We start from the raw sequence: 26,377 nt of genomic DNA on the forward strand, positions 1-26,377 counted from the left end.
ACTAGCCTGTGAGGCATACAGCCCCGTCTTTCCTGCAGGAAGGACGGGGCTGTTTTTTTCTTGGCCACAGCTGGTGCGCCAGGTATACCTCCTGTGCTGCTACTGCAGCAACCCCTCCTGCGCCAGCCTGTTTATCGTTAGCTCGGCAAGGTTTTCCGAAGCTTTCCGGAGGCTGGCAGGGCTGTGCGACTCCGTCTGGGCAGACCACTGCAGTTGCTCTGTCTTTGCATCGTAGAGGTTTGTTTCCAGGAAGTATATTTTCTCCTCGGCGTAGTAGCCGGGGTCATACAGGGTGGGGTACCAATAGGTGTAATAGCCCCGGAACCTGCCGTACCAGCCAAAGCGGGTCATGGGGGTGTAGCCGTAAGACCCTGGCACGTAGCGTGTCTCCGTCTCCTCATCCAGCAGCGCAATCGTCAGGATGCCCTCATAGCCTTGTTCCTGTGCTTTAGACAAAATCTCGTTCACATCGGGCCCGCCTTTCTGCGCCACGGTAGGCGGAAACATGTCTATACTTCTGACGCTCTCTACCCCATGCTTTTGCAGCTGCGCCTGCATGTCGGTTTCCGCCGTTTGCCTGGCCCGCACGTTGTCCGTAAGGGCCACTACCATCACCTTGCTGTAGTTTTGCGCAGTTGCCTCGGGGTTTTTCCAGGTGCCGGTGATACGGGTAGTGGGAGTGCAGCCCCACAGCAACGCTCCGGCCAGTAAGGCGAGCAGAGCTGTAGGTATACGCTTGATTTTTTGTGGTTTGTGTTTCATAGTAGTAGCATTTGTGGTGTCTAAGTAGTAACGGATTTCTATTCCTTTTGATATCCGCTGTATTGCAGGTGCCTGAGGTAAAGTATAGCGTTTTATTATTATAGAGAAATTAGGTAAGTTGTAGGGCTAAACTAAACTAACCTTATCACCTTACCTTGTATGATTGCCAAAAGTAAATTATGGGCTTCGCTGGGGCTGGCCTTGCTGCTGGGTACTGGCGCAGCCACCGCACAGGAGCAGCCGCACGTTTTTAAAGGAGCCCGCATCATTCCCGTGGTGGGGCAGCCTATCGAAAACGGTGTGCTGGTAGTGCAGCACGGAAAGATCACGGCCGTGGGCGCTGCCGACAAAGTGCGCATCCCTGGAAACGCTAAAGAGTTTGACGTGGCAGGCAAAGTGCTGATGCCCGGCCTGGTGGACACGCACTCGCACCTGGGCGAGGGCTCCGGCGGCGACGGCTCCGCTCCCTTACACCCAGACGTGCGCATCATCGACGCCATTAACCCGCTGAGCGATACCTTTAAACGGGCGCTGGCCGGAGGCATTACCACTGTGAACGTGATGCCGGGCTCGGGCCACCTGATGAGCGGGCAGACCGTGTACCTAAAAATGCGCGATGGCAAGACCATAGGCGACCTGACCTTCTGCGACGACGTGACCAACGGTATCTGCGGCGGCATGAAAATGGCCAATGGTACCAACCCCATGAAATCCGCCCCCTTCCCCGGCACCCGCTCCAAATCTGCGGCCATGGCGCGCCAGCTCTTCCTGGATGCGCAGGCCTACAACAAAAAAGTAAAGGCGGCCAAGGGCAAGGCCGATAAAATGCCGGAGCGCAAGCCCAACCTGGAGCCGCTGGTGGAGATCCTGGATGGCAAGCGCATTGTGCACTTTCACACCCACCGCTACGACGATGTGCTGACGGCCCTGCGCCTGCAGAAGGAGTTCGGCTTTAAGATGGTGCTGCACCACGTGAGCGAGGCCTGGAAAGCTGCCGACGAGATCGCCAAAGCCGGGGTGCCTGCCTCTATCATCACCCTCGACTCGCCGGGCGGAAAATCAGAAGCTGTGGAAGTAAGCAACGCCAACGGCGCCGTGCTGGAGAAGGCCGGCGTACTAACCGCCTTCCACACCGACGACGGCATTACAGACTCGCGCCTGTTCATGCGTAACGTGTCGCTGGCGGTGCGGGCAGGCATGAGCAAAGAAAAAGCTATTGAGGGCCTGACCATTGCCGGTGCCAAGATGCTGGAGCTGGACAGCCGCGTGGGCTCCCTGGAGAAAGGCAAGGACGCTGACTTTATCGTGTTGAGCGGCGAGCCTTTTAGTGTGCATACGAAGGTAGAGCAGACGTGGGTAGAGGGGCAGAAGCGCTTTGACCTGAGCAACCCGGAAGACAAGAAGTTTGCTACCGGCGGCTACAATGCCTACAGCGGAAGCCTGCACTACCACGCACATTAATTGTTGACAAAGGAGTTTATGACAAAGGACTTGTCTGGAAAACTGTTTCTCTTTTGTCCTTTGCCAAATAGTCTTTCATCTTAGAAATACATGAAAAAACATATACAACTGGCTGCGGCCATACTTGCCGGCGTGGCTATACTTGGCGGGCCGCAAGCCGTGGCGCAGATTGCCGTAAAAGGCGAAACAATTTATACTATGGCGGGCGCTCCTATAAAGAATGGGGTGGTGCTGCTAAAGGACGGTAAAATAGAGGCGGTGGGGGCCAACCTGCAGGTGCCGCAGAACTACAAAGTATACAATGCCAGAGTCGTGACGCCTGGCCTGGTAGATGCCCATACCTCGGTAGGCCTGGCCGGTATCTACAACATTCCGGCCGACCAGCAGCAGCTGGAGAAAACAGCGCCCATACAACCTGAGCTGCGCGCCATAGACTCGTACAACCCCAACGAGGAACTGATAGCGTGGGTGCGCAGCTATGGCGTGACAACTGTCAACACCGGCCATGGGCCCGGCGCCCTCATCAGTGGGCAGACCATGGCGATCAAAACATCGCCCGAAGGATTCTCCACCCTGCTCGACACCACCAGCATGATCGCCTTTACCCTAGGGGCCACGGTAGGGGAGAACTACAACTCGCCAAAGACCTCGGCCAAAGGCATGGCCATGCTGCGGGCGGAGCTGCAGGCGGCGCAGGCTTATGCCAAGAAGATGGCTAACTCTGACCTTAGCAAGCGCCCCGACCGCAACCTGAAGATGGACTACCTGTCGGACTTGCTGAACCGGAAGTATAAAACGCTGATCACGGCTAACCAGGCACACGACATCATGGCGGCGCTGCGTCTGGCCAAAGAGTTTAACCTGGACCTGGTGCTGGACGGAGGAGCAGAAGCTTACCTATTGGTGGATGAGCTGAAGGCCGCCGGGGTGCCGGTTATACTTCACCCCACCATGGCGCGCTCGTACGGCGATAGCAAGAACATGTCGTTCGAAACGGCTGGGGTGCTGGCAAAAGCCGGTGTGCCGGTGGCGATACAGAGCGGCTTTGAGCAGTACGTACCCCGTGCCCGCGTTATACTTTTCGAGGCGAGTGTGGCTGTGGCCAATGGCATGAGCACCGACCGGGCGCTGGCCTCCATCACCTCCACACCGGCCAGCATACTTGGCCTGAGCAACCGTGTGGGCTCGTTGGAGAAAGGTAAGGATGCCGACCTGGTGCTGTTCGACGGCGACCCGTTTGAGTATACTTCGCATGTGTGCGCCGTGATGATTGACGGAAAAGTGGTGAGCGAGGAATGTAAATAGCTTTTTGCTGATTTTTTATACTTTTACGGAGAAGTATAAGATGCTAGCGCAAGGTAGGACAAAGGCTTTTATAGCAAATGCAGGCACAACTTTTTGGGCTAGTTAAAGTATAGTTGGGAGCAAGCCCCTGCGCTTGCGCCACCATAAAGGTGCCTGCCATGCTATAGAAAACGCCGCGGTTTAAAGCCTGAAAAGGCTTTGCCGCTTTGGTAGATCCCCATAATCTGAACAAAGGCTTTAGTAATATTTAGTTCTTCATTTTACATTCTACCCAAAAACTATCAAAACGAATGAGTTACGAGAAAATCGTTTCGCTACTTGGTTCCGATGCTGAGAACCTGCTGCAGCACAAGAGCCAGACCATTTCCAAAGAGCAACTGCATGCGCCGGGCCCTGATTTCGTGGACAGGATATTTGCGCAGTCTAACCGCTCGCCGCAGGTGCTGCGCAGCCTGCAGCAGCTGTTTGACCACGGTCGCCTGGGCGGTACTGGTTATCTGTCCATCCTGCCAGTGGACCAGGGCATTGAGCATACCGCCGGTGCCTCTTTCGCGCCAAATCCTATTTACTTTGACCCGGAGAACATCATCAAACTAGCCATAGAGGGCGGCTGCAACGCGGTGGCTACCACGTTCGGCAACCTGGCCATGATGTCGCGGAAGTATGCGCACCGGATTCCGTTTGTGGTGAAGATCAACCATAACGAGCTGATGACTTACCCTAACAAGTATGACCAGATCATGTTCGGCTCCGTGGATGAGGCCTGGAACCTGGGGGCGACAGCCGTGGGCGCCACCATTTACTTCGGTTCTGAGGAGTCGTCGCGCCAGATTATAGAGGTGGCCGAGGCCTTTGAGCGGGCGCACCAGCTGGGCATGGCCACTATTCTGTGGTGCTACACCCGCAACAACGCCTTCAAGAAAGACGGGGTGGACTACCACGTGGCCGCCGACCTGACGGCGCAGGCCAACCACTTGGGCGTCACCATCCAGGCAGACATCATCAAGCAGAAGCTGCCGGAGAACAACGGCGGCTTTAAGGCAATTGGCTTTGGCAAGACCAACGAGAAGATGTATACCGAACTCACCTCTGATAACCCGATTGACCTGACGCGTTACCAGGTGGCCAACTGCTACATGGGCCGCGCCGGCCTCATCAACTCCGGTGGCGAGTCTAAGGGAGCCTCTGACCTGGCGGATGCGGTGCGTACGGCTGTTATCAACAAGCGTGCAGGCGGTATGGGGCTGATTTCCGGCCGCAAAGCATTCCAGAAGGACATGAACACAGGGGTGGAGCTGCTGAACGCGATTCAGGATGTGTACCTGGCAAATGAGATTACACTGGCGTAATTTGTAGCAGAACTGCTGATTATTACATATTTTTGTGGCCCGCCTTTGCTGAACCCTCTGGGTGGCTGGGGCGGGCCACTTTTTGATTTTATACTTTGCTGTAAAGTATAGCCATAACTTTAATGTGCGGAAGCACGCTGTATAACTATGATGCCTTGGTTTAAAAGAGCAGATAAAGGAATCCATACGCCAACAGAGCAAAAGAAGGAAACCCCGGACGGATTGTGGTACAAGTGCCCGAACTGCAAAACCGTGACAAGTATGGCCGAGCACCGCAAGAACCTGAACACCTGCGTGCAGTGCGACCACCACGACCGTATTGGCTCTAAAGAGTACTTTGCCATTCTGTTTGATGATAACGAGTTCACGGAGCTGGATGAGAACCTGACCTCTGGCGACCCGCTTGAGTTTGTGGACTCCAAGCCTTACCCGCAGCGCATCGCCTCCACGCAGAAGGCTACCGGCCTAAAGGATGCTGTACGCACTGCCTACGGTAAGATAAACGGCCAAAACCTGACCATTGCCTGTATGGACTTTGCGTTTATCGGGGGCTCAATGGGCTCGGTGGTAGGCGAGAAAATTGCCCGTGCCATCGACCATGCCCGCAAAACACGCACCCCTTTCCTGATGATCTCTAAGTCGGGTGGTGCGCGCATGATGGAGGCTGGCTTCTCGCTGATGCAGATGGCCAAAACCTCGGCCAAGCTGGCGCTGCTGAGCGAGGAGAAACTACCCTACATCTCCCTGCTAACAGACCCTACCACAGGCGGTGTGACCGCCTCCTACGCCATGCTGGGCGACTTTAACATAGCTGAGCCGGGTGCCCTGATCGGGTTTGCCGGCCCGCGTGTAATCAAAGAAACGATTGGCAAAGACCTGCCGAAAGGTTTCCAGAGCGCTGAGTTCGTGCTGGAGCACGGCTTCCTGGACTTCATCATCGACCGCAAGCAGTTGAAGAGCCGCCTGAGCGAACTGCTGAGCATGGTGCTGCTGCCCGAGGATGTAACCACTGCGCCAGAGGCAAAAAAAGCGGCGAAAGCATCCTAGTTATCCTATAGCCTTAAGAAAATAAAAGCCTGTTAGTGTTGCGCTAGCAGGCTTTTTTATGGGCTGTGGCACAAAGTATAGCTTATATAGATATATCTTTAGCTAAATATTTGTGGCCCTCAGCGTACGATTTGGCACAAGACTTGCGTTTGCAGGTGAAAGCACTTGAAGTGCTGCTACTATACACTCAAACTAAAAAACAACAACACACATTTACCAAACCCTGATTAACATGAAATTTGTAAAACTATCCCTGAGCTCTATGCTGGCTGTTACGATGTTGTTTACATCCTGCAAAAGTACTGCACCAGTAGCAGGCTCTGATAACACCGAGACGACTACCGCGCAAACGAAGCCTGCCGATGAGAAGAAAGGCATGAGCAAAACCACGAAGGGCGGTCTGATTGGTGCCGGTGGCGGTGCTGTACTTGGTGGACTGATCGGTAACAGGCTGGGTAATACAGCCGCAGGTGCCATTGTGGGTGCTGCCGTGGGTGGCGCCACAGGCGCTGTGATCGGTCGCCGCATGGACAAGCAGGCCGAGGAGCTGGAGAAATCTATGGAGAACGCCAATGTGGAGCGTGTGGGCGAGGCTATCCGTGTGAACTTCGACTCAGGCATACTTTTCGCCGTGAACTCTGCCGAGCTGAGCGCTTCTGCCAAGCAAGACATCCAGAAGCTGGCTAAAACACTGCAGCAGTACCAAGGCACCGACGTGATCATTGAGGGCCACACAGACAACACCGGCTCTTATGAGCTGAACCAGAAGCTGTCGGAGCGCCGTGCGCAGGCCGTGAAAAACTATGCCCAGAGCCTGGGTGTTGACGGCTCCCGACTGCAGGCCAAAGGCTACAGCTACGACCAGCCGATTGCCGACAACACCACAGTGGAAGGACGCCAGAAAAACCGCCGCGTGGAGATCATCATTGTGGCTAACGAGGAGCTGAAGAAAGCCGCTGAGAACGGCCAGCTAGACTAAGTTGCACCAAGCCGCGTCAATAAATTAATCCAATGCCCGCTCCTTTTTAACAGGAGCGGGCATTGGTGTTTTTGGGGCTGCTGTGGCAGGAAGGGGCCTTTGCAAAACTCAGTGCAGCGATTGTCGTTATAGGGGTATATCCGGTGACACAGCCCACTGGCCAGGCGTAAGGTGCAGGTAAACTGCCTCATAGCGCCGATTAAAAATATTCAACGGAAGTTTATATAACATTTTAAGAATATAGGCAGTAAAAGGGGCTGGATGTTGAGCATCCGGAACAGAAGTTAAAATTGATAACTATGAAACACTTTAGGATTAACCTTTTTATTATAGCGATGATAGCCACTTTGTTCAGTTCCTGTGCCTCTAGCCGTGAGGGCGGTGGCATGAGCAGAACAACGAAGGGCGGCATTATCGGTGCCGGTTCCGGTGCCGTTGTAGGTGGTGTGGTAGGCCGTGTGGCCGGTAATACAGCCGCAGGTGCAATTATTGGAGCTGCCGTGGGTGGCACAGCAGGTGCCCTGATTGGCCGCCATATGGACAAGCAGGCTGAAGAGCTGCAGCGCGACCTGGAGAATGCTCAGGTAGAGCGTGTAGGCGAGGGTATCAAGATTACCTTCAACTCTGGTATCCTGTTCCCAACAAACTCCGCCGAGCTGCAGTCTAACGCTAAGACTGAGATTTCGCAGCTGGCCCAGACGCTGAAGAAGTACCCTGATACTAACATTCTGATTGAAGGCCACACGGACAACACCGGCAACAGAAGCATCAACCAGCCGCTGTCGGAGCGCCGTGCGCAGTCGGTGGCCAGTTACTTGTCTTCTATGGGCGTAGACCGTAGCCGCATGACAACCCAAGGTTATGCCGATGACCAGCCGATTGCCGACAACAGCACAACTGAAGGGCGCCAGCAGAACCGCCGCGTAGAGATTGCCATCTTCGCCAACGAGAAAATGAAGAAAGCCGCCGAGCGCGGAGATCTATAACAAGAGTTAAGTAGTAGTAGATTGATTGGATAATTGGTGATTGACCAGCCGCACGGGGGTGCGGCTGGTTTTTTTTTGTGCATGTTGTGCTGGGGTTGCTCTACCGTACATAGTTGTTATCTGCAAATTGTTTCTGGCCAAGCGTTTGTTGTGGCTTTATACTTTAGCAATAGGTTTCTGCCGTCGCTGTCGCGGACTTGCAGCCCGTGCCTTGTCTCGCTGTTCCGAACATCCTTGTCCGAAACCTCTCTGCTGCGGATTTCCTGATCCGCGTGAAGCACAGTTTATGCCTGCCGGCCTTCCTAACGCAAATCTCTTGATTTGGGACTTCCCAATCATGTTGAGTATGAGACTCAACTGGCTTGAAAAGACATACATATACTTTGGCTATACTTCATACTTCTCTGGCGCAAGCGTCCGCTTGTGCCGCTCTTAGCCGTTGCTCCCACTGCCTGAATTAAACTTTCCCCCCCGCTGGCAGGGGCTTGCAGCTAGTGCTTTTCCTGTTGCTACTGCTTCCTGCAACTGGAAGTAAGCTATCCTCTCTAGCCACTCTTCATCCTCCAGTCTTACATACCTATCGTTGCATCTCTGGCTTTGGTGCTCTCCAGCCCGAGAGGGCTCGTCTTGGGGGTAGGGGCCCTCGATAAGGGCATCGCGCTGTGTTCCCTCCTTGCCTCGCTTTGCTCAGCATGCCCTTGGCGGGCACCGGATCTCACAAGGCGCTCTTTTTCGAGGGCCCCTACCCCCACCCAAAAACTGGGAACAGCTTTTGATAGCCAGAGCTGACAGAGCTTCAGCCAGATTCCCCTCCTCGGAGGGGCAGGGGTGGTTGGATCCGGTGTGGCAGAAAATACCATCACGTGTTTTTAGGAGAGGGCCGGGGTAGGGTGAGACTCTCTTCTTCGCAGAGTTGTTACGGACGGCGTTTGTAGCTGCATCATATTTCCTGCTTTCTTCTGATAAAGGCAAACGCCATGGCCATGGCTACCACTGCTCCGACAAAGGCCATAGCAACATCTTTCTGGGCATCCCAGATATCGCCCTGCATCCCCAGGAAAACCATACCTTGCTCTCCGCCACCGTAAACCCAGTCTGCCACTATCCACTCCACCAACTCATACAAAGCACTGGTGGAAAGTATAAGCTCCACGGGCAGGAGGTACGTTAATACTGGCCTCAGCTTAAAACCGTAAGCCAGCACCTCATGTATGGGGTAGGTAAGCAGCAGGCCGTAGCCCAGGTGCACCAGGCGGTCGTAGTGGTTGCGGGTAAAGCCTAACGCCCCCTTCAGCCACTCCCCAAAAGGGTTTTCGGCGTATTGGTACTGGCTGCCATACACGTGCAGCAGCAGGAAGAGGAAGATCAAAGTGTAGCTAAAATCGGAAAACCGGAAGATGTTGTAGAACGCCACCAAAAAGATAAGGAGCGAGAGCGTGAGCGTGCTCTCCAGCAGCCAGTTCTTCAGGTCTGGGGTAGTAAGCCCGGTGTAAATCCAAAATGCCCCGAACAGCACACTGTAAAGTATGTGTAGAGGCTGTTGCCGGTAGGTAAGTTTTGGTGTTGTAGTGGCAGGCATAGGTATAGCAACATTCCCAGAACCAATCATTCTGTTCTGCCCTTAAACTCCCGGAAGTACACTTTGTTTCGGGAGGGCGCCTTATTATGGCCTAAGCCATCATTTCCTTCTGGAAAAATACCAGTCGAATGGGGTTGTCGAGCGGGCTTTTGGTTGGGTCGCAGTGGTAGCCGAACATATCCACCCCGTTAAGGTAGGGCAGGAGCTTTTTATAGTACGTATGGCTGGTGTTGTTAGGGCTAAAGGTGATATCATGAAACACGCAGGTGCGTTTCTGGGCCATGCGGTGCAGCCGGTCGAAGAGCACCTCTGGCTTGGCCAGGTCGCCGGAGTATACAATACGCTCGTCGTCCTCCTCAAAAATATAGGCATAGGTTTGCAGGCCCTCCGAGTGCTTGCCATAGGTGTCGACACACTGGATGCCCTCAAAATTCTCCAGCGGCACAAACTCGGCATACTTGTCAGGCTCTTTCAGCTGTATCTCCAAAAACAGGCATAGTTGCTGTTTAAACTGCTCCGATGGATAAAGTATGATAGGCTTTGGGGCCTTCTCCACAATGCTTTTGTACAGCAGCAGGTTAGCCAGGCTGCCGCAGTGGTCGTTGTGCAGGTGGGTAAGTATGATATGGTCTACTTTCTGCTCCAGGTTCTTCTGCACCAGCGCCGGGAAAACGGTGAAGCCGCAGTCAATAAGTAGGTGCACGCCCCGGAAGTTTAGCACGGCCGCAGAGTTCAGGTAGTCTGTGTCGAAGGCGCCTCCTGTTCCTAAAAACTTTATATCCATAGTGTGAGGGTGCCGCTAAGGCGTAAAGCAAGTAACCAACAAGTATAGCGTCTGAAAACGGAAATAGTTGTAAATATGCCCATAGCCAACCTGCAACAGCTGTACAAGGTGGTACATTACAAAGGCTTCTGTACTATGGCGGCGCAAAAAAAACTTGTTAACGGAACCAGTAGGACGCCGTAAAATTATCCAAAACTAACAAGTAGATTATGGATGCCCACCAACTGCCTCCGGAGGAGAAAGCCATGCTGACGCACGAGTTGCTGAACCAGGAGTATAAGCGCCGCGAACTGAAGCCGCGCCGAAGCCACATGCACGAGCTTATCTCTACCATGCTCTCGCACCGCACCAACCACAAAGATGAGGAGAAAGCATATAACACCATGCTAGAGCGCTTCGGGGACTGGCATGGCGTGATGCATGCTGATGTGGAGGAACTGGCCGATGCCATCCAGACCACCCGCTACCCGGGGCAGAAAGCCCCCCAAATACAGCAGACGCTGCGCCTTATAAAAGAGGAGCGCGGTGAGTTTAGCGTGGACTTTCTGGAGGAATTGCCGGTGGAGGAGGCGTTGGCCTGGCTGACGAAGCTACCGGGGGTAGGAATAAAGACAGCCACCTTACTGCTGCTCTTCAACTTTAAAAAGCCGGTGATGCCCGTGGATACGCATGTGTTCCGGATAAGCCAGCGGGTGGGGCTGATCGGGGCAAAAGCCACCGCTAACAAGGCCCATGATATTCTGCTACAGATGCTGCCACAGGAGCCGGAGGAGCTGTACAATTTCCACATCCACATGCTGCGCCACGGCCAGCGCATCTGCACCTTCTTCAGTCCCAAATGCGAGCAATGCGTGCTCAACGGCATCTGCAATTATTACCAGGATGTGCGTCAGAAGGGGGTTGACAAGGCGGCTTGAGGGAAGCGCAGCTTTATACTTTGCGCGCAGAAGATAGCTGACTCGTTACCAGTTTAGGAGCCGCTCCGCTCAAGCTAGGTGGGGTGGTTCTTAGCACTTCTGTCAGGCTCATGCACTGTTTTCATGCATATTTTACGCGAGGCAAAGCGCTTCTGCTGTAGCTATTTCGGGCTGAACGGCGGCTTTACAAGTTACCTTTCCCGGAACGACAGAGGTACGGAAAACGCAGCGGCTGTTTAACAAAGCTTAGCCGAGGTTTAGCATTGGCCGGCGGGTGTAATTTCTGTATCATTTTTGGCTTTCTGCCCGGTGCCTTTGTTCCTTGGCTCTTGTTACTTCAGTTGTATTTTGCCGTTGGTGCTGCTCAATTGTTTCCTCTACCAAACCTATTAGAAATGTGCAGCGCATTAATTCAAGAGCAGGGGGTGGTCTTTGTATTTATAAATCATAACGTATTTGGCCATAAGGCGGCGTAGCTGGCTTTTGGGTGTGGTTAGGGCGATTAATATATTGGTGATGTATAAGGTTTTTCGTTCTTCTTAAAGTACACTTGCAAGTGAACCTGAGAGTTGACTTTTCTACCCATAAATTCAGCTGGTTTCCACAATTTGCCTTTCATGATAGCTTTGACTATTTCATTTTGAAGCTTTGTGTTAAGACTATCAATAGGGGTGTATGCTGGGTAACTGACATCGTATACTCTCTTTATTTCAAAGTGTTTATGCCGCCTATGCACAGCTGTTATCGTTATGTTACCTTTAGTATCAATGTTGATGATAAAGTTCTCGAAATGTGAGTCTTCAAGGCTACTGTAGAGTTCACTATCTGCATGAGTCAGCAGCGTGTCCAGCGGGACTTTTGGCTTAGGGGGCTTGTACTCTTGAAGGCTCCCTAAGCGACCTGTCATACTTTCGAAGACAATCTTATCTAAATCTATCTTGTTGCCTGCTTCTATAATTTCAAGCTCGTATTGCCTAATATCATCAATTGAGTTATAGGATTTGGAATTAGAGCAGTAGTAGCTAAAAGTTAACTTTCCTTTATAATCATAAGCATAGATGAGCCAATTTTCTCCGATGTTTATACTATAGTCACATGAAGTATAATGTCCTGTAATGCTGCCTTCTGCAGCTTCAGTGAAAGTAAGGGTTTGAGGATTCTCCTTATTTTCTTTGAAATGTTTATCTATTTTTAAAGTAACGGTATAAGTCAGGGAGTCAGCAGTGTATTCCTTTTCTATAACTGAACCATAGGATACATACTTAGACTTTAGGAATTCTAATGCGACTGGTGGTGGGTCGCAGGAGCATGCCAAAGAGCAAAATGGAAAAAGGAAGAAAATTAATAGTAAGTGTTTCATTCTTTACTCTTATTTGCCCTAAAGACTGTATAAAGGGAAGTCTGTTTGGCTTATCTGCACTATGTACGAAGGCGTGTGTACCTGTTTCATAAACTTCATTTAATCCATAATAATTGTTCTAAAGCGACAAAAGCCGTTACCTACAGGTTGTCAAGCGGACTCATAATGCATAGCTTGTTACATGTGTGTAACTTTCAGTGGTTTTAAAATTACGATGCCCTCATAATGTCTGAATATAGCATAAGTCGTTATCCTGCTCTAGTAGGTGCGTAGCAAAAGAATGGCGTAACGTTTGCGGGGTGGCCTGTGCCTTAATGCCGTCTTTTTTGCGGCAGGCATTACACTTCGAAGGCTATCGACAGTATACTTTCCGCCAAACTGTCCCTCAAATAACCACACTTTAGGGCGGTACAGATAGCGGGGGTTACACCTCTTACTTCCTGAAAACATACTCATACTCCATTATGGATGAAGGTACATACTCCGTGAAAATGCGACTGTCTTTATTGAATATTTCTAGTTTCTCTAAATATCCTTTGGCATCGTAGTGGTAAACACTCTTCTCATAAAATCCATTTCCAGAATCTTTTATAGCCTCGGCAATCTTGCCATCCTTGGTGTAGGTGTAAGTAATTGCCTGAATTACCCTGATGGTCTTAGTACCGTCAGCGTAGAAAGTTTCTTTCGTCAGGTTGTTGTAGCTATCATACTCCCAAGTATAAACTCCTTTTTGGTGCGAATGTGGGTGACCACCAAAGTCATCTGAGTTTATAACTTCTTTTATCTTGTTTCCTCTGCTATCATAAGTGTATTCAAACAAGTCAGGTTCATAGCTAAAATTGTAGTGATTAAAAAGCATCCTGCTTGGCTGATCGCCTGTATCATATTCATACCAGTACTTATGGAGTAACGTATAATTGCCGTTGTACTGAAAGTAGTAATCTTTAGCAGTCAGTTTATTGTTGGCGTAAGTATAAACATATTGCTCCTTAACAGGCGGCTCTGCACGAGTAATGTCCTTAACAGTAAGTAGGCCATTCTCATAAGTATTGTGCTCAGTAAATAAGTTGTCATGGATGGGATGTCCATAGGTTGAGTAGCTCAGTTTTCTATACTTTTCGGTAATAAGTAAGCCTGATGCATCATAAATTTTTTCAGTCCAAAGCTTTTTATACTCCGGAAAGACCTCCCCGGTCTCCATATCCACTGGAATTTTATAGCTTGTTACTCTTTCAATAAGAGGCTGTGGTTCAGGAGAATCTTTATCAGTACAAGAAAATGCCAATACTATAACCACGACCGCAAAGGCTCTGGTTAAAAAAGAGGTAAAAGATGTTTTCATTGATTGGTAACAATAGGTTGTAAGAGTGGGCAAAGGTTCTATTTAATCGCTGAAGTTCCTAACAATACGCTAACCGCACCCCCTGCTCGCTTACCTCCAGCTTCGCCTCACGGCCGCATACCAGCGCCAGGTTATCCGGCTCGTGGCCGGTCGGGAAGCCGTAGCAGACCGGGTAGTTATACTTGGCCGTGTGCTCGGCTATGATCTCATATACATTTTTGCCAAAAGGATCGGCATTGTCCTTCATGTCGCTGAAGTGGCCCACAATCAGGCCTGCCAGATCATCCAGCTTGCCGGCGCGGGAGAGGTGTACCATCATGCGGTCGATGTTGTAGAGGTACTCATCTACATCTTCCAGAAACAGGATCTTACCTTTGGTAGTAAAGTCGGAGCGGGTGCCAGAGACATTGTGCAGCAGGGCCAGGTTGCCCCCGATCAGCTGGCCCTGGCCGGTGCCGGTGCGGTTAAACGGATGCGGCGCCACCTCATAGTGTACTTCCTCGCCAAAGAGTACCCGCCGCAGGCTGTCCAGGGCGGCCTCGGTGCCGGTGGGGAAGAGCAGGGGCATGATGCCGTGCACACTCTCAATACCTAAACTATGGATGTGGCAGAGCAGGGAGGTGATGTCGCTGAAGCCAACCACCCACTTGGGCTGCTCTTTAAACCAGCTGAAATCCACCTGATCGAGGATGCGGGTGGTGCCGTAGCCGCCGCGGGCACAGATAATGGCTTTGATGTCGGGGCGGTCCAAGGCCTGCTGCAGGTCCTGCAGGCGCAGGGCATCGTCGCCGGCAAACACGCCGTAGCTAGCCCCCACAGTAGGGCCCACCTCTACCTCCAACCCCCACTGTTGCATTACCTGAACGGCAGTCGTGATGGCTTCACGGTCTATTTTTCGGGCTGTGGCGATAAGGGCAACTTTGTCGCCGGGCTGGAGCGGTGCAATCATAGGGTATACGTTTTTTGGCTATGGGCTAAGTTATGGCTTTTAAGCTAGATTTGCGAACACGGCAATTTTTAGGCATCTTCGGACACTCTTTTACAACCAACAAATACCTCGTGCAGCCAGCCTGCACGGTGAGCTAATCAACCGCAAACCTTTTTATGACACAAGTACAGAACAAGAAATCAGGGGTGGACAAGTTCCTGTCGGTGGTGGAGCGCATCGGAAACGCCCTGCCGCACCCGGCCACGCTCTTTGCCGGCTTTGCCCTGCTGGTGGTGATCCTCTCGTGGGTGGCCAGCCAGTTTGATATGGCCGTGACGCACCCCGGAACAGGCCAGACGGTAACGCCGGTAAACCTGCTCTCGGCTGAAGGGCTCCACATGATCCTGACGCGCATGGTCACCAACTTCACCGACTTTGCGCCGCTGGGAACGGTACTGGTGTCGTTGCTGGGCATCGGCATTGCCGAAGGTACCGGCCTGATCGGCACGGTGCTGCGCCTGGTGGTGCTCTCGTCGCCAAAGCGCCTGCTTACGTTCGTGATCGTTTTCTCCGGTGTGATCTCTAACACAGCCTCCGAGGTTGGCTACGTGCTGCTGGTGCCGCTGGCGGCGGTAATCTTCCTGGCGGCGGGCCGTCATCCGCTGGCCGGTTTGGCTGCTGCCTTTGCCGGTGTGTCGGGGGGCTACAGCGCCAACCTGCTGCTGGGTACTATCGATCCCCTGTTGGCGGGCCTGTCTACAGAGGCTGCCCGTATCATCAACCCAGACTACACGGTGAACCCTGCCGCCAACTACTACTTCATGTTCGTGTCCACATTCATCGTGGCGGGCCTGGGAACTTGGGTTACGGAGAAGGTGGTGATACCACGGTTGGGGGAGTACGATGGCGACGAGAAGCCACAAAGTATAGATCGCCTCAATTCGTTGGAGAAGCGCGGCCTGCTTTACGCCACCATCGCCATCCTGCTGATGGTTGCCTTTATACTTGGCGGCCTGATCCCGGAGAACGGTTACCTGCGCAACCCGGAAACGGGCGACATCCTGAACTCTCCGTTTATGTCAGGCATTGTGGCGTTTATCTTTATACTGGCCGGTGTGGCGGGTATCGCTTACGGCATCGGCGCCCAAACCATTAAGAACGACAGTGACGTGATGCGCGGCATGTCCAAATCCATGGAAACGCTGGGCTCCTATATCGTGCTGGTGTTCTTTGCGGCGCAGTTCGTGGCCTACTTTAACTGGACTAACCTGGGGCTTATCCTGGCCATTAACGGTGCCGATGCGCTAAAAACGCTCGGCCTGAGCGGTATCCCGCTGATGATCATGTTTATACTTGTGGCGGCCTCAATCAACATGGTTATGGGCTCGGCTTCGGCCAAATGGGCCATTATGGCGCCGGTGTTCATCCCAATGTTCATGCTGCTGGGCTATACGCCGGAGTTTACGCAGGTGGCTTACCGCATCGGCGACAGCGTCACGAACATTATCTCCCCGATGATGTCTTACTTTGCCCTGATTGTAGCCTTTATCCAACGCTATGATAAGAAAGCGGGTATCGGTACGGTGATCTCCACCATGCTGCCATACTCTATCGTCTTCCTGCTCGGGTGGGTCGTGATGTTCATCATCTGGATTCTGCTGGACCTGCCGATAGGGCCTGGCGCGAACCTGTACATGCCGTAGTTCTAGATAGATAGACAAAGGACTGTTTGGCAAAAGACTTATCTCAAAGTATAAAAATTAAAAAGCCGCAGGGGTTGATGCTCCTGCGGCTTTTTTGTGTCATGCTGCCTTTGCTACTTTATCAGTTTGAGGCCCAAACTCACCAGAAACTGCTCGTTTCGCACCTTGCCATCGGTTTGCTGGCTGGTGTTGGTAAAGTCGCGGTTAATGCGCTCGTAGCGCGCGTCTAGGGTAAGAGCCCCTATGTCTACGCCCAGGCCTGCCTGGAAGCCCCAATCTGAGTTATCGTAGTAGTCTTTGACGGTTTGGCCCTCCTGGCGTGCCGATAGCAGCATAGAGGCCACAGGGCCCGCCTGCACGCGCGCCACCCGCAGAAAGTTAAAGCCTACCAGCAGCGGCACGTCCAGGCGGTCGAACTTGAATTTCTCTACGCGCACCAGGGTGCTGTTGGGGTCGTCTCTCACCTCTACCTTACCGCCCGAGGTAGCAAGTATGGCTTCCGGCTGCAACAGCAGGCCCAGCAACTGCAGGCGGGCGAAGGCCCCGGCGTGGTAGCCGGTTATGTTATCGGCGGTGGCATACTGCTGCGGGGCGTTCTGCACATCGCTCAGTTTTACTTTGGAAGAACTTACCCCCGCTTTTACGCCGGCCTGAAACAGCTGCGCGTGGGCTACAGTGCTAAGTGCCAGCACTGTCATCAAGGTTAAAACAATTTTTCTCATAGCTTAAAAAGATAGTGGTTGGAGCGCTGACTTTGTTCTAACGAACGAGTAGTATACGTTAGTGCATAAAAAAAGCCGCTCCCGGGAAGGAGCGGCCTATGCCAATATCTTCTGTTGGTAGTAGATAGATAGTAGTGGAATCTTTATTTACATCTCACCTTAAACAAATTTCCCCTTGGCGTTTGTGTTACAAAGATAAAGACATAAACCATACTTTCGCGCAGTTTTATACGAATACCCCTCTTTATTATCCCATAATCGGTTTTTCTTATACGAACATCCTAATCTACCCCACAAACAGCATCCTGCATAGGGTGATTACAGCTAAAGCAGCAGGCCGTTCTGCGGCTGCTCATACTTCGTAGTAGGGGTCTGTGGAGTGCGTCAGAAATTCAGTGTCGGGGTTAAGGATGGCCGTAGCCTCTATCTCCACCAGGTGCTCCGGGTTTATGAGCGCGGCCACCTGCACCATGCTGCTGGCCGGCTTTATATCCTTAAACACCTCCTGGTGGGCCTTGCCGATCTCCTCCCAATGCCTGATATTGGTAACATAGATGCGCGTGCGCACCACATCCTTCAGCCCTGCGCCCGCCTGCTTCAGGGCCTGTTCTATTGTCTCCAGAATGTGCTTGGTTTGTTCATAGGGGCTGCCTCTGCCAACCACGCTTTCGCCATTGGTGGCGGTGGTGCCGGCTACCTCTATGGTATTGCCTACCCGCACGGCGCGGCTGTAGCCAATGCGGTCTTCCCAAACAGCTCCCGATGAAATTTGCTTTCTGTTCATAGTTTCTAAAGTTAGAGAGTAAAAAAAGTTGACGCTCCGTATGATAGAGGTCCAATATGTCTCGGTTCTGCCTTGCAGCCCCCCAACAATTAAGTTAATGCCAGCTGCAGGTGTGGTAAATTCATTCAGACTTACTACCGTATACTTCATTCAGAATTTATACTTTTGAGCTCATTATCGCCTACACCATGCGCCTGAGGTCTAAACCGGTACTATGCAATTACTACGTTACCTATCGTTGTAACGCAAAGTGCTCGTTTTGCGATATCTGGGAGCGCCCATCGCCCTACATTACCTTGCCGGACGTGGAGCAGAACCTGCGCGACCTGAAGCGGCTGGGGGTGCAGGTGATCGACTTTACCGGCGGCGAGCCGCTGCTGCACCGCCAGATCGATGAGATGCTCGGCCTGGCACACGGCATGGGCTTCATCACCACGCTCACCACCAACGCCATGCTTTACCCCAAACTGGCGCAGCGCCTGAAGGGCAAGGTAGACATGCTGCACTTCTCCCTCGACTCGGCCGACAAGGAAGAGCATGACCGGGGCCGCGGTGTGGCCTGCTATGATTTTGTAATGGAGTCGATACAGGTGGCGCGGGAGCTGGGCGAGCGGCCGGACATACTTTTTACGGTGTTCCGCCACAACCTGCACCAGCTGGAGGAGGTGTACCAGAAGATCATACTTCCAAATAACCTCGTGCTCATACTTAACCCGGCCTTTGAGTACAACGAGGTAGAGACCGGTGAGCGGCTGACGGAGGAGGAGCTGCGTTACCTGAGCGATTTCGGCAAGCGCAGGCAAGTATACCTGAACGAAGGGTTTGTGCAGCTGCGGCTGGACGGAGGCAATAAAACAGCCACACCCGTCTGCAAGGCTGCCAGCACTACCCTGGTCATCTCTCCGGAGAACGAGCTGGTACTGCCCTGCTACCACCTCGGTACGCAAAGCTTCCCGATAAACGGCAGCCTGTATGATTTATACTTAAGCCGGGAGGTAGAAGAGCTGAAACGGCAGGAGGGAAGGCTGCCCGCCTGTGAGGGCTGCACCATTAACTGCTACATGCAGCCAAGCTTTGCCGTAGAAACGAACAAGTACTTCTGGAAAGCCCTGCCCAGCACCCTCAAGTATAACTACCTGAAAGGAACGTGGAAACGCTTGATTGCTAATGGGTAATTATTGATTGGTGCTTAAATCAATAAAGTATAGGCTGTATCTCAGGCTAGATGAGTGAGGCACATGCAACAACCGTTACCTCTGCAAGGACAACAATAAAACAATTCATCAACCAACAAATAAACATATGCCAGTTATACTTCCGGTTAAGGGCGTGCGGCCACAAATGGGCGAGGGCTGCTGGATTGCCGAAAACGCCACCATCGTAGGCGATGTGGTGATGGGAGACGAGTGCTCCATTTGGTTCAACGCCGTTATCCGTGGCGATGTGAACAGTATCCGCATCGGCAACAAGACCAACATACAGGACGGGGCCGTGATCCACTGCACCTACGAGCGGGCTGCCACTACCATAGGCAACAACGTATCCATAGGCCACAACGCGATCGTGCATGGCTGCACCGTGCATGATAACTCGCTGGTGGGCATGGGCGCTATCGTGATGGATAATGCCGTGGTGGAGCAGAACTGTATTGTAGCGGCGGGTGCCATTGTGCTGGAGAACACCATTTGCGAGTCAGGGTGGATTTATGCAGGGATACCGGCCCGTAAGGTGAAGCAGCTAAGCCAGGAGCAGCTAGAAGGCCTTGCCAGAACAGCCAATAACTATGTCATGTACAGCGGCTGGTTCAGCGGGAAAGGGTAACCGGCTGGAAACCATGTGCCTCTGCAAAGTATAAACCCTGTCTGAGCCCTCATCTAAAAACAGGGGAACCTGTGGTAACGGGTTTGATCACCCCTGGCCTCTCTTCCCAAACTAGTCTGGAATCCGAAACCTGGCTTTTTCGAGGGCCCCTACCGCAGGTGGGGAATTATACTTCCTTCCCTGTCATCTTGAACAGAGCGAGAGATTTATCTGGAATTTTAGTTAGACTCTCCCGTAGGTCGAGATGACGAATAGCGGTGGCTATCAAACTGAACCCAGTCTTTGGGTTGAGCGCCTTCTAGATTTCCGGTGCCCGTAAGGGCAATGCGACGTAGGAGCAAAGGAAATGTAGACAGCGCGATGCCCTTATCGGGGCCCCTACCCCCAGGACGAGGCCTCCCGGCCTAGAGGTAGCCAAAGCAGGAGATGAAACAGGCAGGTTGTAAAGCCTTGGATCAGCAGAGGCTAGCTAGTATAGCTTGTCTACAGTTGCAGGGAACGGTGGCTAAGAGAGGTACAAGCGGACGCTTGCGCCAGTGAAAGTATAGCAGCAAGTATAAACTGAAGTATAAAAGTATAGCCTAAGTATAAAGTATGGCTCTGCAAGCCAGTCGGGTTACAAACCTGACATCATAGAAGGCACGGGTTACAAACCCGCGCCAGCGAGCGGCAAGCGAAAGGAATAAGATACAAGTATAGAATTACCCCTCCAGATGCTCCAGCACCTGCCGCTGCAGCTGTTGGAGCTTCTCCTCAGGCAGCTTTTGCTGCAGGGTCTCAAAGAAAACGCGCTCCTCTTGCCGGATGTGCTGCTCCAGCAGCCTGCCCACCTCATCCAACTTGTGGGGTAGTTCAGCCTCCTCAACCTCCGGTAAAGCAAGTATCAGCCGCTCCAGTTGCCGGTGCTGCGCCTGTAAGGCCTGTGCCTGCTGTCTCAGCTCTTCTGAGCAGTCAGAGGCAAGTATAAACACCGTGTCCTCCTCCAGCTTGAAATGGGGGAGCAGGTGCTGCTGAAGGAAAGTGACTACATAATCGCGTTTGGAGGCAGCGGTAGCAGGCATGCCCTTGTAGGGCGGTGCATCGAGTTGCAGCAGCCTGGCCGTTAGCAGGCCGCCGTGGTGCTGGCGCGAGATCGGTATGAGGCTTTCGTGGCGCTTCATGCTAGCTGATGGCCTCCCGGTCCTCCTCCCGCACTGTCAGCAGCACCCACTCCACGCGGCGGTCTGATTTCTCCAGAATCCGCACATGGTATTGGTTAAAGGTGGTGGTCTCGTTCAGATTTTCCGGAATCTGCCCATAGATCACGTTCAGCAGGCCACCCACCGTTTCGTAGTCCTCGCCCTCCGGCAGGGAGTAAGGCAGGAAATCATTGGCATCGGACACGGCGGCAGAGCCGTTTACTTTATACTCGAAGTCGCTGATGCGCTCCACGATCGGGGCCTCCTCATCGTACTCATCCTGTATCTCACCCACCAGTTCCTCAATGATGTCCTCTATCGTAACAATGCCCGACACGCCGCCAAACTCGTCGGTGGCAATGGCCATGTGCAGGTGGCGGCGCTGGAACTGTTTCAGCAGGCGGTTGATCTTCTTTGTCTCCGGCACGAAGTAGGCGGGGCGCATGAGGTCTTCTATATCAATGGTTTTGCCCTGGCGCGTGATGCTTAAGATATCCTTCACGTAAAGGATACCCACAATATTGTCGATGTTGCCGCTAAAGACTGGCAGGCGGGAGTACCCTTCGTTGAAAATGATCTCCATTAACTCCCCTTCCGGAATGTTCACATCCACGGCTACCATGCGGGTGCGGGGCACCATGATCTGCTTCACCATGCGCTCGCTGAAGAGGAACACGTTCTCGATCAGCTCGTGGTGCGAGTCCTGTATGGCGCCACCCTCCGCACTCTGCTCAAACAGCAGGCGCAATTCCTCGGCGGTGTGCACCTCAGCGCCGTGCATGGGCTGTATGCCCATGGCGCGCAGCACCAGGTTAGCCAGCCCGTTCAGCAGCCAGATAAAAGGGCTGAAGAGGATGTAGAAGAAACGAAGCGGGTAAGCCACCGCCAGCGTGGTGGATTCGGAGCGTTGTATGGCCAGCGATTTAGGGGCCAGCTCGCCAAACACAATGTGCAGCACCGTGATAATGGCAAAGGAGATCGGGAGGGCAATGGTATGGGCCAGCGCCTCGCTTCCCTCAAAACCGAACGCATGCATCACGTTAATCACCAGCTGCGCCACCACGCTCTCGCCAATCCAACCCAGGCCCAGGGAGGCCAAGGTTATACCCAGCTGCGTGGCCGACAGGTAAGCGTCGAGGTGGGTGAGCATGTGCTGAGCCAGCTTTGCCGCAGCGCTGCCGCTCTGTGCCCGCAGTTCTATCTGCGAGGAGCGCACCTTTACAATGGCAAACTCTGCGGCCACGAAAAAGCCGTTGAGCAGCACCAGGAATATCGTTAAAAATATGTTGAAAATCATATGTGTAGGTATTTGCCGCCTTCAAACCAGCAAAGCTGTAAAAGTAGTAAAATACGTGCTCGTTTTATAGGTGTATATGCTAGATGCACTATATTTTACGACTAAAAGCACCAGAAAGGCTATCAACGTTATATTTTGGGGGAGTTGAGTTGGGCAGATTAGTGCCGTAAACGCCACCAGGTAAAGAAATTCCTCTGCGGCAGGATGGAAAAAAGACCAGGTAAATTGCCGCAACAACCGGCACAGAAGCAGCCTGGACTGCCATTAGTGCCAACGCAGGTAGCGTAAGGGGAGCCAGAGCGGTTGTTTAGCAAACATATGCCGGCTGCCATGCTGCCTCAAGTATAAATTGACTACTTTTGTATTGCCTCAGTATTAGTATAGGCCTGAAAAAGAGCAACTGCTGTTGCGCTTCAGAAAGTATAAGTGCTTGATTTATGAACAAAAATATGATGGCTAAACAGCTGCTGGCCACATGGCTGTTGTGTATGCTTGCCTTTGTGGCGCAGGCGCAGGTGCTCAAACCCGCGTCGTGGAGCTACGATGTCTCTGATAAAGAAGTGGCCGTAGGCGAGGAGGTGGAGTTGATCTTTAACGTGAAGATCGACAAGGACTGGTACCTGTACTCCTCTGACTTTGACCCGGACCTGGGCCCGATGGTGACTACCTTCACGTTTCAGAAGCACCCTTCTTACGAGTTGGTGGGCAAGATAAAGCCGGTTAAGCCTAAAAAGAAGTATGATGAGCTGTGGGAGGGGGAGTATACCTACTTTGTAGGCACCGCCCAGTTCCGCCAGAAAATACGCGTGCTGCAGCCCGACCTGCAGGTGAAGGGCGAGTACGAATACCAGGTATGCACCGATGTTACCGGCCAGTGTATCCCGTTTGACGATACGTTTACCTTCACGAATAAGCAGGTAAACGTTAGCGGCACGGCTGCCCCTGCCGCTAAGCCGGCGCAGCAACCAGAGGCTCCTGCAGCCTCTCAGCAGCAACCCGAGGCGCAGCAGGAAAGCAAACCAGTTGAGGTGCCGGACCTGGCCGCCGCTGCCTCAGCCTCTGCAGATGCCGACACGGCTGCCGCTCCCGTCGCGACCACTGCCACAACTGATGACAACAGTGCCGGGGGCATTTCGGCCATACCTGACGAGGAGCCCGCCACGGGCACGGCAGAGGATGGCTTATGGGCCTTCATGCTGGTGGCCTTCGCCTCGGGCCTGGTGGCACTGCTCACCCCATGCGTCTTCCCGATGGTACCCATGACGGTGAGCTTCTTTACCAACAGCAGCGGCAACAGAGCCCAGGGTGTGCTGAAAGCGGTAGTCTACGGCCTGTCCATTATCGCCATTTATACGTTGATCGGCACGATCGTAGCCAAAGTCTTCGGGGCGGATGGGGCCAACTTCCTCAGTACCCACTGGCTGCCGAACGTCCTGTTCTTCCTGATCTTCCTGCTGTTTGCCATGTCGTTCTTCGGCATGTTCGAGATAACGCTACCGAGCTCCTGGCTCACCAAAGTAGACTCTAAAGCCGACCAGGGGGGATGGGTAGGTGTGTTCTTCATGGCCTTCACGCTGGCGCTGGTTTCCTTCTCCTGCACCGGCCCGATCGTGGGCAGCATACTGGTTGCCTCTGCCGGAGGCGAGACCATCCGCCCCATCGTGGGCATGTTCGGCTTCTCGCTGGCCTTTGCCTTGCCTTTTACGTTATTCGCCGTGTTCCCGTCGTGGCTAAGCGGCCTGCCGAAGTCCGGCGGCTGGCTGAACTCAGTAAAGGTGGTGCTAGGCTTTATAGAGCTGGCGCTGGCACTTAAGTTCCTGAGCGTGGCCGACCAGGTGTACCACTGGGGCATCCTGGACCGCGAGGTGTACCTGGCGCTGTGGATCGTGATTTTCACGCTGATGGGCTTCTACCTGCTGGGCAAGCTAAAGTTCTCCCACGACTCCGACCTGAAGTATATCAGCGTACCGCGCCTGTTCTTCGCCATAATTACCTTTGGCTTTGTGGTGTACCTGGTTCCGGGGCTGTTCGGTGCCCCACTTAAGGCGCTGTCAGGTTACCTGCCGCCGCAAACCACGCAAGACTTCGACATCAACAAAATCATACGGCAGAGCTCCGGCGGAAGCACAGCGGCTGTAGCGGCAGGTAATGCCCTTTGCGAGCAGCCCAAGTACGCTGATTTCCTGCACCTGCCGCATGGCCTGCAAGGCTACTTTGACCTGGAGCAGGCCAAGAAATGCGCTGCCGAGCAGGGCAAGCCGATCTTTATCGATTTTACCGGCCACGGCTGCGTGAACTGCCGCGAGATGGAGCAGAACGTGTGGTCGGACCCGGAGGTATTGAAGCGCCTGCGCGAGGACTATGTGATTGCCGCCCTCTACGTGGATGACCGCACGGAGCTGCCGGAGAGCGAGTGGTACACCAGCGACTACGACGGCAAAGAAAAGAAGACGATCGGTAAGAAGTATGCCGATTACCAGATCACGAAGTTTAACGTAAACGCCCAGCCCTACTATGTGCTGATGGACGAGAACGAGAATGTGCTGGTCAAGCCGGTTGCCTATGAGCGCAGCGTAGAGAAGTTCGTGGAGTTTCTGGATGCCGGCGTGGAGGCCTATAAAAAGCAGCAACAGGTGGCACAGCAGTAAGCTAAGTATAACCTGTAACCTATAAGCCCCTGCCGCAGCACTTGGCTGCGGCAGGGGCTTATAGGTTAAGGCACCTCAAAACCGAGCCGGTCTCACGCAAGCCACAGCTGCACTTTACCCTTCACCCACGGGAACTGCGCGCACCGCGTGGTCTAATAACAGAGAAGCCCCGCCGGTTACGGCGGGGCTTCTCTGTTATAGTATAAAGTATACTTACTTTGCCTCGTTGTAGCGGCGGGCTACTTCGTCCCAGTTCACCACGTTCCAGAAAGCGCTGATGTAATCCGGGCGGCGGTTCTGGTAGTTCAGGTAGTAGGCATGCTCCCATACGTCCAGCCCCAGAATTGGCTGGCCACCGCAAGCCTGGTCAATGTCCATGATAGGGGAGTCCTGGTTAGCGGTAGAGCATACAGTCAGCTTGCCATTGTCTACGCATAGCCAAGCCCAGCCAGAACCAAAGCGTGTAGCCGCAGCCTTGTTAAACTCCTCCTTAAATGCATCGAAAGAACCGAAGGCGCTGTTGATGGCGTCCGCCAGTTCGCCGGAAGGCTGGCCCCCACCGTTCGGCGACAGGATCGTCCAGAACAAGTTGTGGTTGTAGTAACCGCCACCGTTGTTGCGAACAGCAGTGTTGCCGCTTACGTTTTTCAGGATCTCCTCAATGGATTTGTTCTCCATATCAGTGCCCTGGATGGCATTGTTCAGGTTGGTTGTATAGGCCTGGTGGTGCTTTGTATGGTGGATTTCCATGGTGCGCGCATCGATGTGCGGCTCCAGTGCGTCGTAGGCATAAGGTAGTTTCGGAAGTTCGAAAGCCATAGTTTTATATAGATTTATGTTAGAAATATTTTACTTGTACATACAGTGGAGATGTACGGCATCGCTTCAAAGTTAGTTAATTTCTTTTAGCCGTAAAGAAGGAGGCCATCAGGTCGGCGCACTCTTGCGCCATGATGCCGCTTACCATCTCCGTTTTAGGGTGTAGCAGATTCCCTACTCTTCTATAACCGCGCTTCGGCTCAGATGTTCCGAACACCACCCGTTTTAACTGGGCCCAGTAGCTGGCGCCGGCGCACATCACACAGGGCTCCACGGTAACATACAGGGTGCAGTCGTGCAGGTACTTGTTGCCCAGGTACTCGGCAGCGGCCGTCAGGGCCAGCATCTCGGCATGGGCCGTTACATCGTTCAGCTTCTCGGTCTGGTTATAGGCCTTAGCAATGATGCGGTTGTTGGCCACCACGACAGCCCCAATTGGAATCTCGCCCTCCTCATAGGCGTACTGCGCCTGGCGGTAGGCCTGCTGCATAAAATGCTCATCGCTGTGGATGGATAAAAAATCTGTTGCCATATGGTAAAGATGGGCACATCAGGCCAAAAATACAAGTATGGTAAACTATAACGCCCCTGCGCGCACATTGGTCA

The 26,377-nt window shown here is 53.0% G+C and carries 23 protein-coding genes; 11 read left to right on the top strand and 12 right to left on the bottom strand.

Annotated elements, in window-relative coordinates; genetic code table 11:
- Nucleotides 1–99 precede the first annotated feature (99 nt).
- Nucleotides 100–762: a hypothetical protein gene (locus tag PXG97_RS16320; protein ID WP_276498861.1), complete on the bottom strand. Its 663-nt coding sequence runs from the start codon at nt 760–762 to the stop codon at nt 100–102.
- Nucleotides 763–921: 159 nt separating this feature from the next.
- On the opposite strand from PXG97_RS16320, the gene PXG97_RS16325 reads away from it, so the two are divergent.
- The 6 genes from PXG97_RS16325 to PXG97_RS16350 all read left to right on the top strand — a co-directional run bounded on the left by PXG97_RS16325 (nt 922) and on the right by PXG97_RS16350 (nt 7,889).
- A complete protein-coding gene (locus tag PXG97_RS16325; RefSeq protein ID WP_276498862.1) occupies nt 922–2,223 on the top strand; it encodes an amidohydrolase family protein in 1,302 nt (433 codons plus the stop codon).
- 90 nt (nt 2,224–2,313) lie between these two features.
- Nucleotides 2,314–3,528, top strand: coding sequence for an amidohydrolase family protein (locus tag PXG97_RS16330; RefSeq protein WP_276498863.1), 1,215 nt, complete (start codon nt 2,314–2,316; stop codon nt 3,526–3,528).
- A gap of 290 nt (nt 3,529–3,818) precedes the next feature.
- The gene (locus tag PXG97_RS16335) at nt 3,819–4,877 is read left to right on the top strand and encodes a class I fructose-bisphosphate aldolase (protein WP_276498864.1); all 1,059 of its coding nucleotides are present in this window, start codon (nt 3,819–3,821) and stop codon (nt 4,875–4,877) included.
- A 150-nt stretch (nt 4,878–5,027) separates the two neighbouring features.
- Nucleotides 5,028–5,924, top strand: coding sequence for an acetyl-CoA carboxylase, carboxyltransferase subunit beta (gene accD / locus PXG97_RS16340; RefSeq protein ID WP_276499084.1), 897 nt, complete (start codon nt 5,028–5,030; stop codon nt 5,922–5,924).
- Between the two features lie 262 nt (nt 5,925–6,186).
- Nucleotides 6,187–6,903, top strand: coding sequence for a YiaD family glycine zipper/OmpA-like lipoprotein (locus tag PXG97_RS16345; protein ID WP_476745545.1), 717 nt, complete (start codon nt 6,187–6,189; stop codon nt 6,901–6,903).
- Nucleotides 6,904–7,238: 335 nt separating this feature from the next.
- Entirely contained in the window at nt 7,239–7,889 is a 651-nt protein-coding gene (locus PXG97_RS16350; protein ID WP_276498866.1) for a YiaD family glycine zipper/OmpA-like lipoprotein, read from the top strand.
- 940 nt (nt 7,890–8,829) lie between these two features.
- Here PXG97_RS16350 and PXG97_RS16355 read toward each other — a convergent pair.
- Together PXG97_RS16355 and PXG97_RS16360 are read right to left on the bottom strand one after the other, a co-directional pair.
- Nucleotides 8,830–9,468, bottom strand: coding sequence for a DUF2238 domain-containing protein (locus PXG97_RS16355; protein ID WP_276498868.1), 639 nt, complete (start codon nt 9,466–9,468; stop codon nt 8,830–8,832).
- Nucleotides 9,469–9,559: 91 nt separating this feature from the next.
- Nucleotides 9,560–10,252: an MBL fold metallo-hydrolase gene (locus PXG97_RS16360; RefSeq protein ID WP_276498869.1), complete on the bottom strand. Its 693-nt coding sequence runs from the start codon at nt 10,250–10,252 to the stop codon at nt 9,560–9,562.
- A gap of 209 nt (nt 10,253–10,461) precedes the next feature.
- Here PXG97_RS16360 and PXG97_RS16365 point away from each other — a divergent pair, with 209 nt between their 5' ends.
- Entirely contained in the window at nt 10,462–11,169 is a 708-nt protein-coding gene (locus tag PXG97_RS16365; protein ID WP_276498870.1) for an endonuclease III domain-containing protein, read from the top strand.
- Between the two features lie 502 nt (nt 11,170–11,671).
- Here the strand turns inward: PXG97_RS16365 and PXG97_RS16370 are convergent.
- The 3 genes from PXG97_RS16370 to PXG97_RS16385 form a co-directional block, all read right to left on the bottom strand.
- Nucleotides 11,672–12,529 carry a hypothetical protein gene (locus PXG97_RS16370; RefSeq protein WP_276498871.1) on the bottom strand — a complete coding sequence of 286 codons (858 nt, stop codon included), beginning with the start codon at nt 12,527–12,529 and terminating at the stop codon, nt 11,672–11,674.
- 433 nt (nt 12,530–12,962) lie between these two features.
- Entirely contained in the window at nt 12,963–13,871 is a 909-nt protein-coding gene (locus PXG97_RS16380) for a hypothetical protein (RefSeq protein ID WP_276498872.1), read from the bottom strand.
- A gap of 58 nt (nt 13,872–13,929) precedes the next feature.
- Nucleotides 13,930–14,820, bottom strand: a complete 891-nt coding sequence (locus tag PXG97_RS16385) for a S66 peptidase family protein (RefSeq protein WP_276498873.1) — start codon at nt 14,818–14,820, stop codon at nt 13,930–13,932.
- Nucleotides 14,821–14,975: 155 nt separating this feature from the next.
- Here PXG97_RS16385 and PXG97_RS16390 point away from each other — a divergent pair, with 155 nt between their 5' ends.
- Nucleotides 14,976–16,502 carry an AbgT family transporter gene (locus tag PXG97_RS16390; RefSeq protein ID WP_276498874.1) on the top strand — a complete coding sequence of 509 codons (1,527 nt, stop codon included), beginning with the start codon at nt 14,976–14,978 and terminating at the stop codon, nt 16,500–16,502.
- A gap of 113 nt (nt 16,503–16,615) precedes the next feature.
- On the opposite strand, the gene PXG97_RS16395 is transcribed toward PXG97_RS16390, so the two are convergent.
- Together PXG97_RS16395 and PXG97_RS16400 are read right to left on the bottom strand one after the other, a co-directional pair.
- Nucleotides 16,616–17,224, bottom strand: a complete 609-nt coding sequence (locus tag PXG97_RS16395; protein ID WP_276498875.1) for a porin family protein — start codon at nt 17,222–17,224, stop codon at nt 16,616–16,618.
- A gap of 352 nt (nt 17,225–17,576) precedes the next feature.
- Nucleotides 17,577–18,008, bottom strand: a complete 432-nt coding sequence (locus PXG97_RS16400; protein ID WP_276498876.1) for a RidA family protein — start codon at nt 18,006–18,008, stop codon at nt 17,577–17,579.
- A gap of 188 nt (nt 18,009–18,196) precedes the next feature.
- On the opposite strand from PXG97_RS16400, the gene PXG97_RS16405 reads away from it, so the two are divergent.
- Nucleotides 18,197–19,183, top strand: coding sequence for a radical SAM protein (locus PXG97_RS16405; protein ID WP_276498877.1), 987 nt, complete (start codon nt 18,197–18,199; stop codon nt 19,181–19,183).
- A gap of 127 nt (nt 19,184–19,310) precedes the next feature.
- Nucleotides 19,311–19,829, top strand: coding sequence for a gamma carbonic anhydrase family protein (locus PXG97_RS16410; RefSeq protein ID WP_276498878.1), 519 nt, complete (start codon nt 19,311–19,313; stop codon nt 19,827–19,829).
- A 701-nt stretch (nt 19,830–20,530) separates the two neighbouring features.
- On the opposite strand, the gene PXG97_RS16415 is transcribed toward PXG97_RS16410, so the two are convergent.
- Nucleotides 20,531–20,989 carry a hemerythrin domain-containing protein gene (locus tag PXG97_RS16415; RefSeq protein WP_276498879.1) on the bottom strand — a complete coding sequence of 153 codons (459 nt, stop codon included), beginning with the start codon at nt 20,987–20,989 and terminating at the stop codon, nt 20,531–20,533.
- 1 nt (nt 20,990) lies between these two features.
- Nucleotides 20,991–22,304, bottom strand: a complete 1,314-nt coding sequence (locus tag PXG97_RS16420; RefSeq protein WP_276498880.1) for a hemolysin family protein — start codon at nt 22,302–22,304, stop codon at nt 20,991–20,993.
- 449 nt (nt 22,305–22,753) lie between these two features.
- Here PXG97_RS16420 and PXG97_RS16425 point away from each other — a divergent pair, with 449 nt between their 5' ends.
- Entirely contained in the window at nt 22,754–24,952 is a 2,199-nt protein-coding gene (locus PXG97_RS16425; protein ID WP_420851806.1) for a protein-disulfide reductase DsbD family protein, read from the top strand.
- Nucleotides 24,953–25,165: 213 nt separating this feature from the next.
- On the opposite strand, the gene PXG97_RS16430 is transcribed toward PXG97_RS16425, so the two are convergent.
- Both PXG97_RS16430 and PXG97_RS16435 read right to left on the bottom strand, forming a co-directional pair.
- Nucleotides 25,166–25,771, bottom strand: a complete 606-nt coding sequence (locus PXG97_RS16430) for a superoxide dismutase (protein ID WP_276498881.1) — start codon at nt 25,769–25,771, stop codon at nt 25,166–25,168.
- A 76-nt stretch (nt 25,772–25,847) separates the two neighbouring features.
- Nucleotides 25,848–26,303, bottom strand: a complete 456-nt coding sequence (locus tag PXG97_RS16435) for a nucleoside deaminase (protein ID WP_276498882.1) — start codon at nt 26,301–26,303, stop codon at nt 25,848–25,850.
- Between the last annotated feature and the right edge of the window lie 74 nt (nt 26,304–26,377).

The sequence above is a fragment of the Pontibacter litorisediminis genome (genome assembly GCF_029360645.1).
GTDB lineage: Bacteria > Bacteroidota > Bacteroidia > Cytophagales > Hymenobacteraceae > Pontibacter > Pontibacter litorisediminis.

Excerpts from the sequence above, each read along its gene's own strand:
- PXG97_RS16320 (WP_276498861.1), bottom strand. The coding sequence starts at position 762 with ATGAAACACAAACCACAAAAAATCAAGCGTATACCTACAGCTCTGCTC.
- PXG97_RS16325 (WP_276498862.1), top strand. The coding sequence starts at position 922 with ATGATTGCCAAAAGTAAATTATGGGCTTCGCTGGGGCTGGCCTTGCTG.
- PXG97_RS16330 (WP_276498863.1), top strand. The coding sequence starts at position 2,314 with ATGAAAAAACATATACAACTGGCTGCGGCCATACTTGCCGGCGTGGCT.
- PXG97_RS16335 (WP_276498864.1), top strand. The coding sequence starts at position 3,819 with ATGAGTTACGAGAAAATCGTTTCGCTACTTGGTTCCGATGCTGAGAAC.
- accD (WP_276499084.1), top strand. The coding sequence starts at position 5,028 with ATGCCTTGGTTTAAAAGAGCAGATAAAGGAATCCATACGCCAACAGAG.
- PXG97_RS16345 (WP_476745545.1), top strand. The coding sequence starts at position 6,187 with ATGCTGGCTGTTACGATGTTGTTTACATCCTGCAAAAGTACTGCACCA.
- PXG97_RS16350 (WP_276498866.1), top strand. The coding sequence starts at position 7,239 with ATGATAGCCACTTTGTTCAGTTCCTGTGCCTCTAGCCGTGAGGGCGGT.
- PXG97_RS16355 (WP_276498868.1), bottom strand. The coding sequence starts at position 9,468 with ATGCCTGCCACTACAACACCAAAACTTACCTACCGGCAACAGCCTCTA.
- PXG97_RS16360 (WP_276498869.1), bottom strand. The coding sequence starts at position 10,252 with ATGGATATAAAGTTTTTAGGAACAGGAGGCGCCTTCGACACAGACTAC.
- PXG97_RS16365 (WP_276498870.1), top strand. The coding sequence starts at position 10,462 with ATGGATGCCCACCAACTGCCTCCGGAGGAGAAAGCCATGCTGACGCAC.
- PXG97_RS16370 (WP_276498871.1), bottom strand. The coding sequence starts at position 12,529 with ATGAAACACTTACTATTAATTTTCTTCCTTTTTCCATTTTGCTCTTTG.
- PXG97_RS16380 (WP_276498872.1), bottom strand. The coding sequence starts at position 13,871 with ATGAAAACATCTTTTACCTCTTTTTTAACCAGAGCCTTTGCGGTCGTG.
- PXG97_RS16385 (WP_276498873.1), bottom strand. The coding sequence starts at position 14,820 with ATGATTGCACCGCTCCAGCCCGGCGACAAAGTTGCCCTTATCGCCACA.
- PXG97_RS16390 (WP_276498874.1), top strand. The coding sequence starts at position 14,976 with ATGACACAAGTACAGAACAAGAAATCAGGGGTGGACAAGTTCCTGTCG.
- PXG97_RS16395 (WP_276498875.1), bottom strand. The coding sequence starts at position 17,224 with ATGAGAAAAATTGTTTTAACCTTGATGACAGTGCTGGCACTTAGCACT.
- PXG97_RS16400 (WP_276498876.1), bottom strand. The coding sequence starts at position 18,008 with ATGAACAGAAAGCAAATTTCATCGGGAGCTGTTTGGGAAGACCGCATT.
- PXG97_RS16405 (WP_276498877.1), top strand. The coding sequence starts at position 18,197 with ATGCGCCTGAGGTCTAAACCGGTACTATGCAATTACTACGTTACCTAT.
- PXG97_RS16410 (WP_276498878.1), top strand. The coding sequence starts at position 19,311 with ATGCCAGTTATACTTCCGGTTAAGGGCGTGCGGCCACAAATGGGCGAG.
- PXG97_RS16415 (WP_276498879.1), bottom strand. The coding sequence starts at position 20,989 with ATGAAGCGCCACGAAAGCCTCATACCGATCTCGCGCCAGCACCACGGC.
- PXG97_RS16420 (WP_276498880.1), bottom strand. The coding sequence starts at position 22,304 with ATGATTTTCAACATATTTTTAACGATATTCCTGGTGCTGCTCAACGGC.
- PXG97_RS16425 (WP_420851806.1), top strand. The coding sequence starts at position 22,754 with ATGATGGCTAAACAGCTGCTGGCCACATGGCTGTTGTGTATGCTTGCC.
- PXG97_RS16430 (WP_276498881.1), bottom strand. The coding sequence starts at position 25,771 with ATGGCTTTCGAACTTCCGAAACTACCTTATGCCTACGACGCACTGGAG.
- PXG97_RS16435 (WP_276498882.1), bottom strand. The coding sequence starts at position 26,303 with ATGGCAACAGATTTTTTATCCATCCACAGCGATGAGCATTTTATGCAG.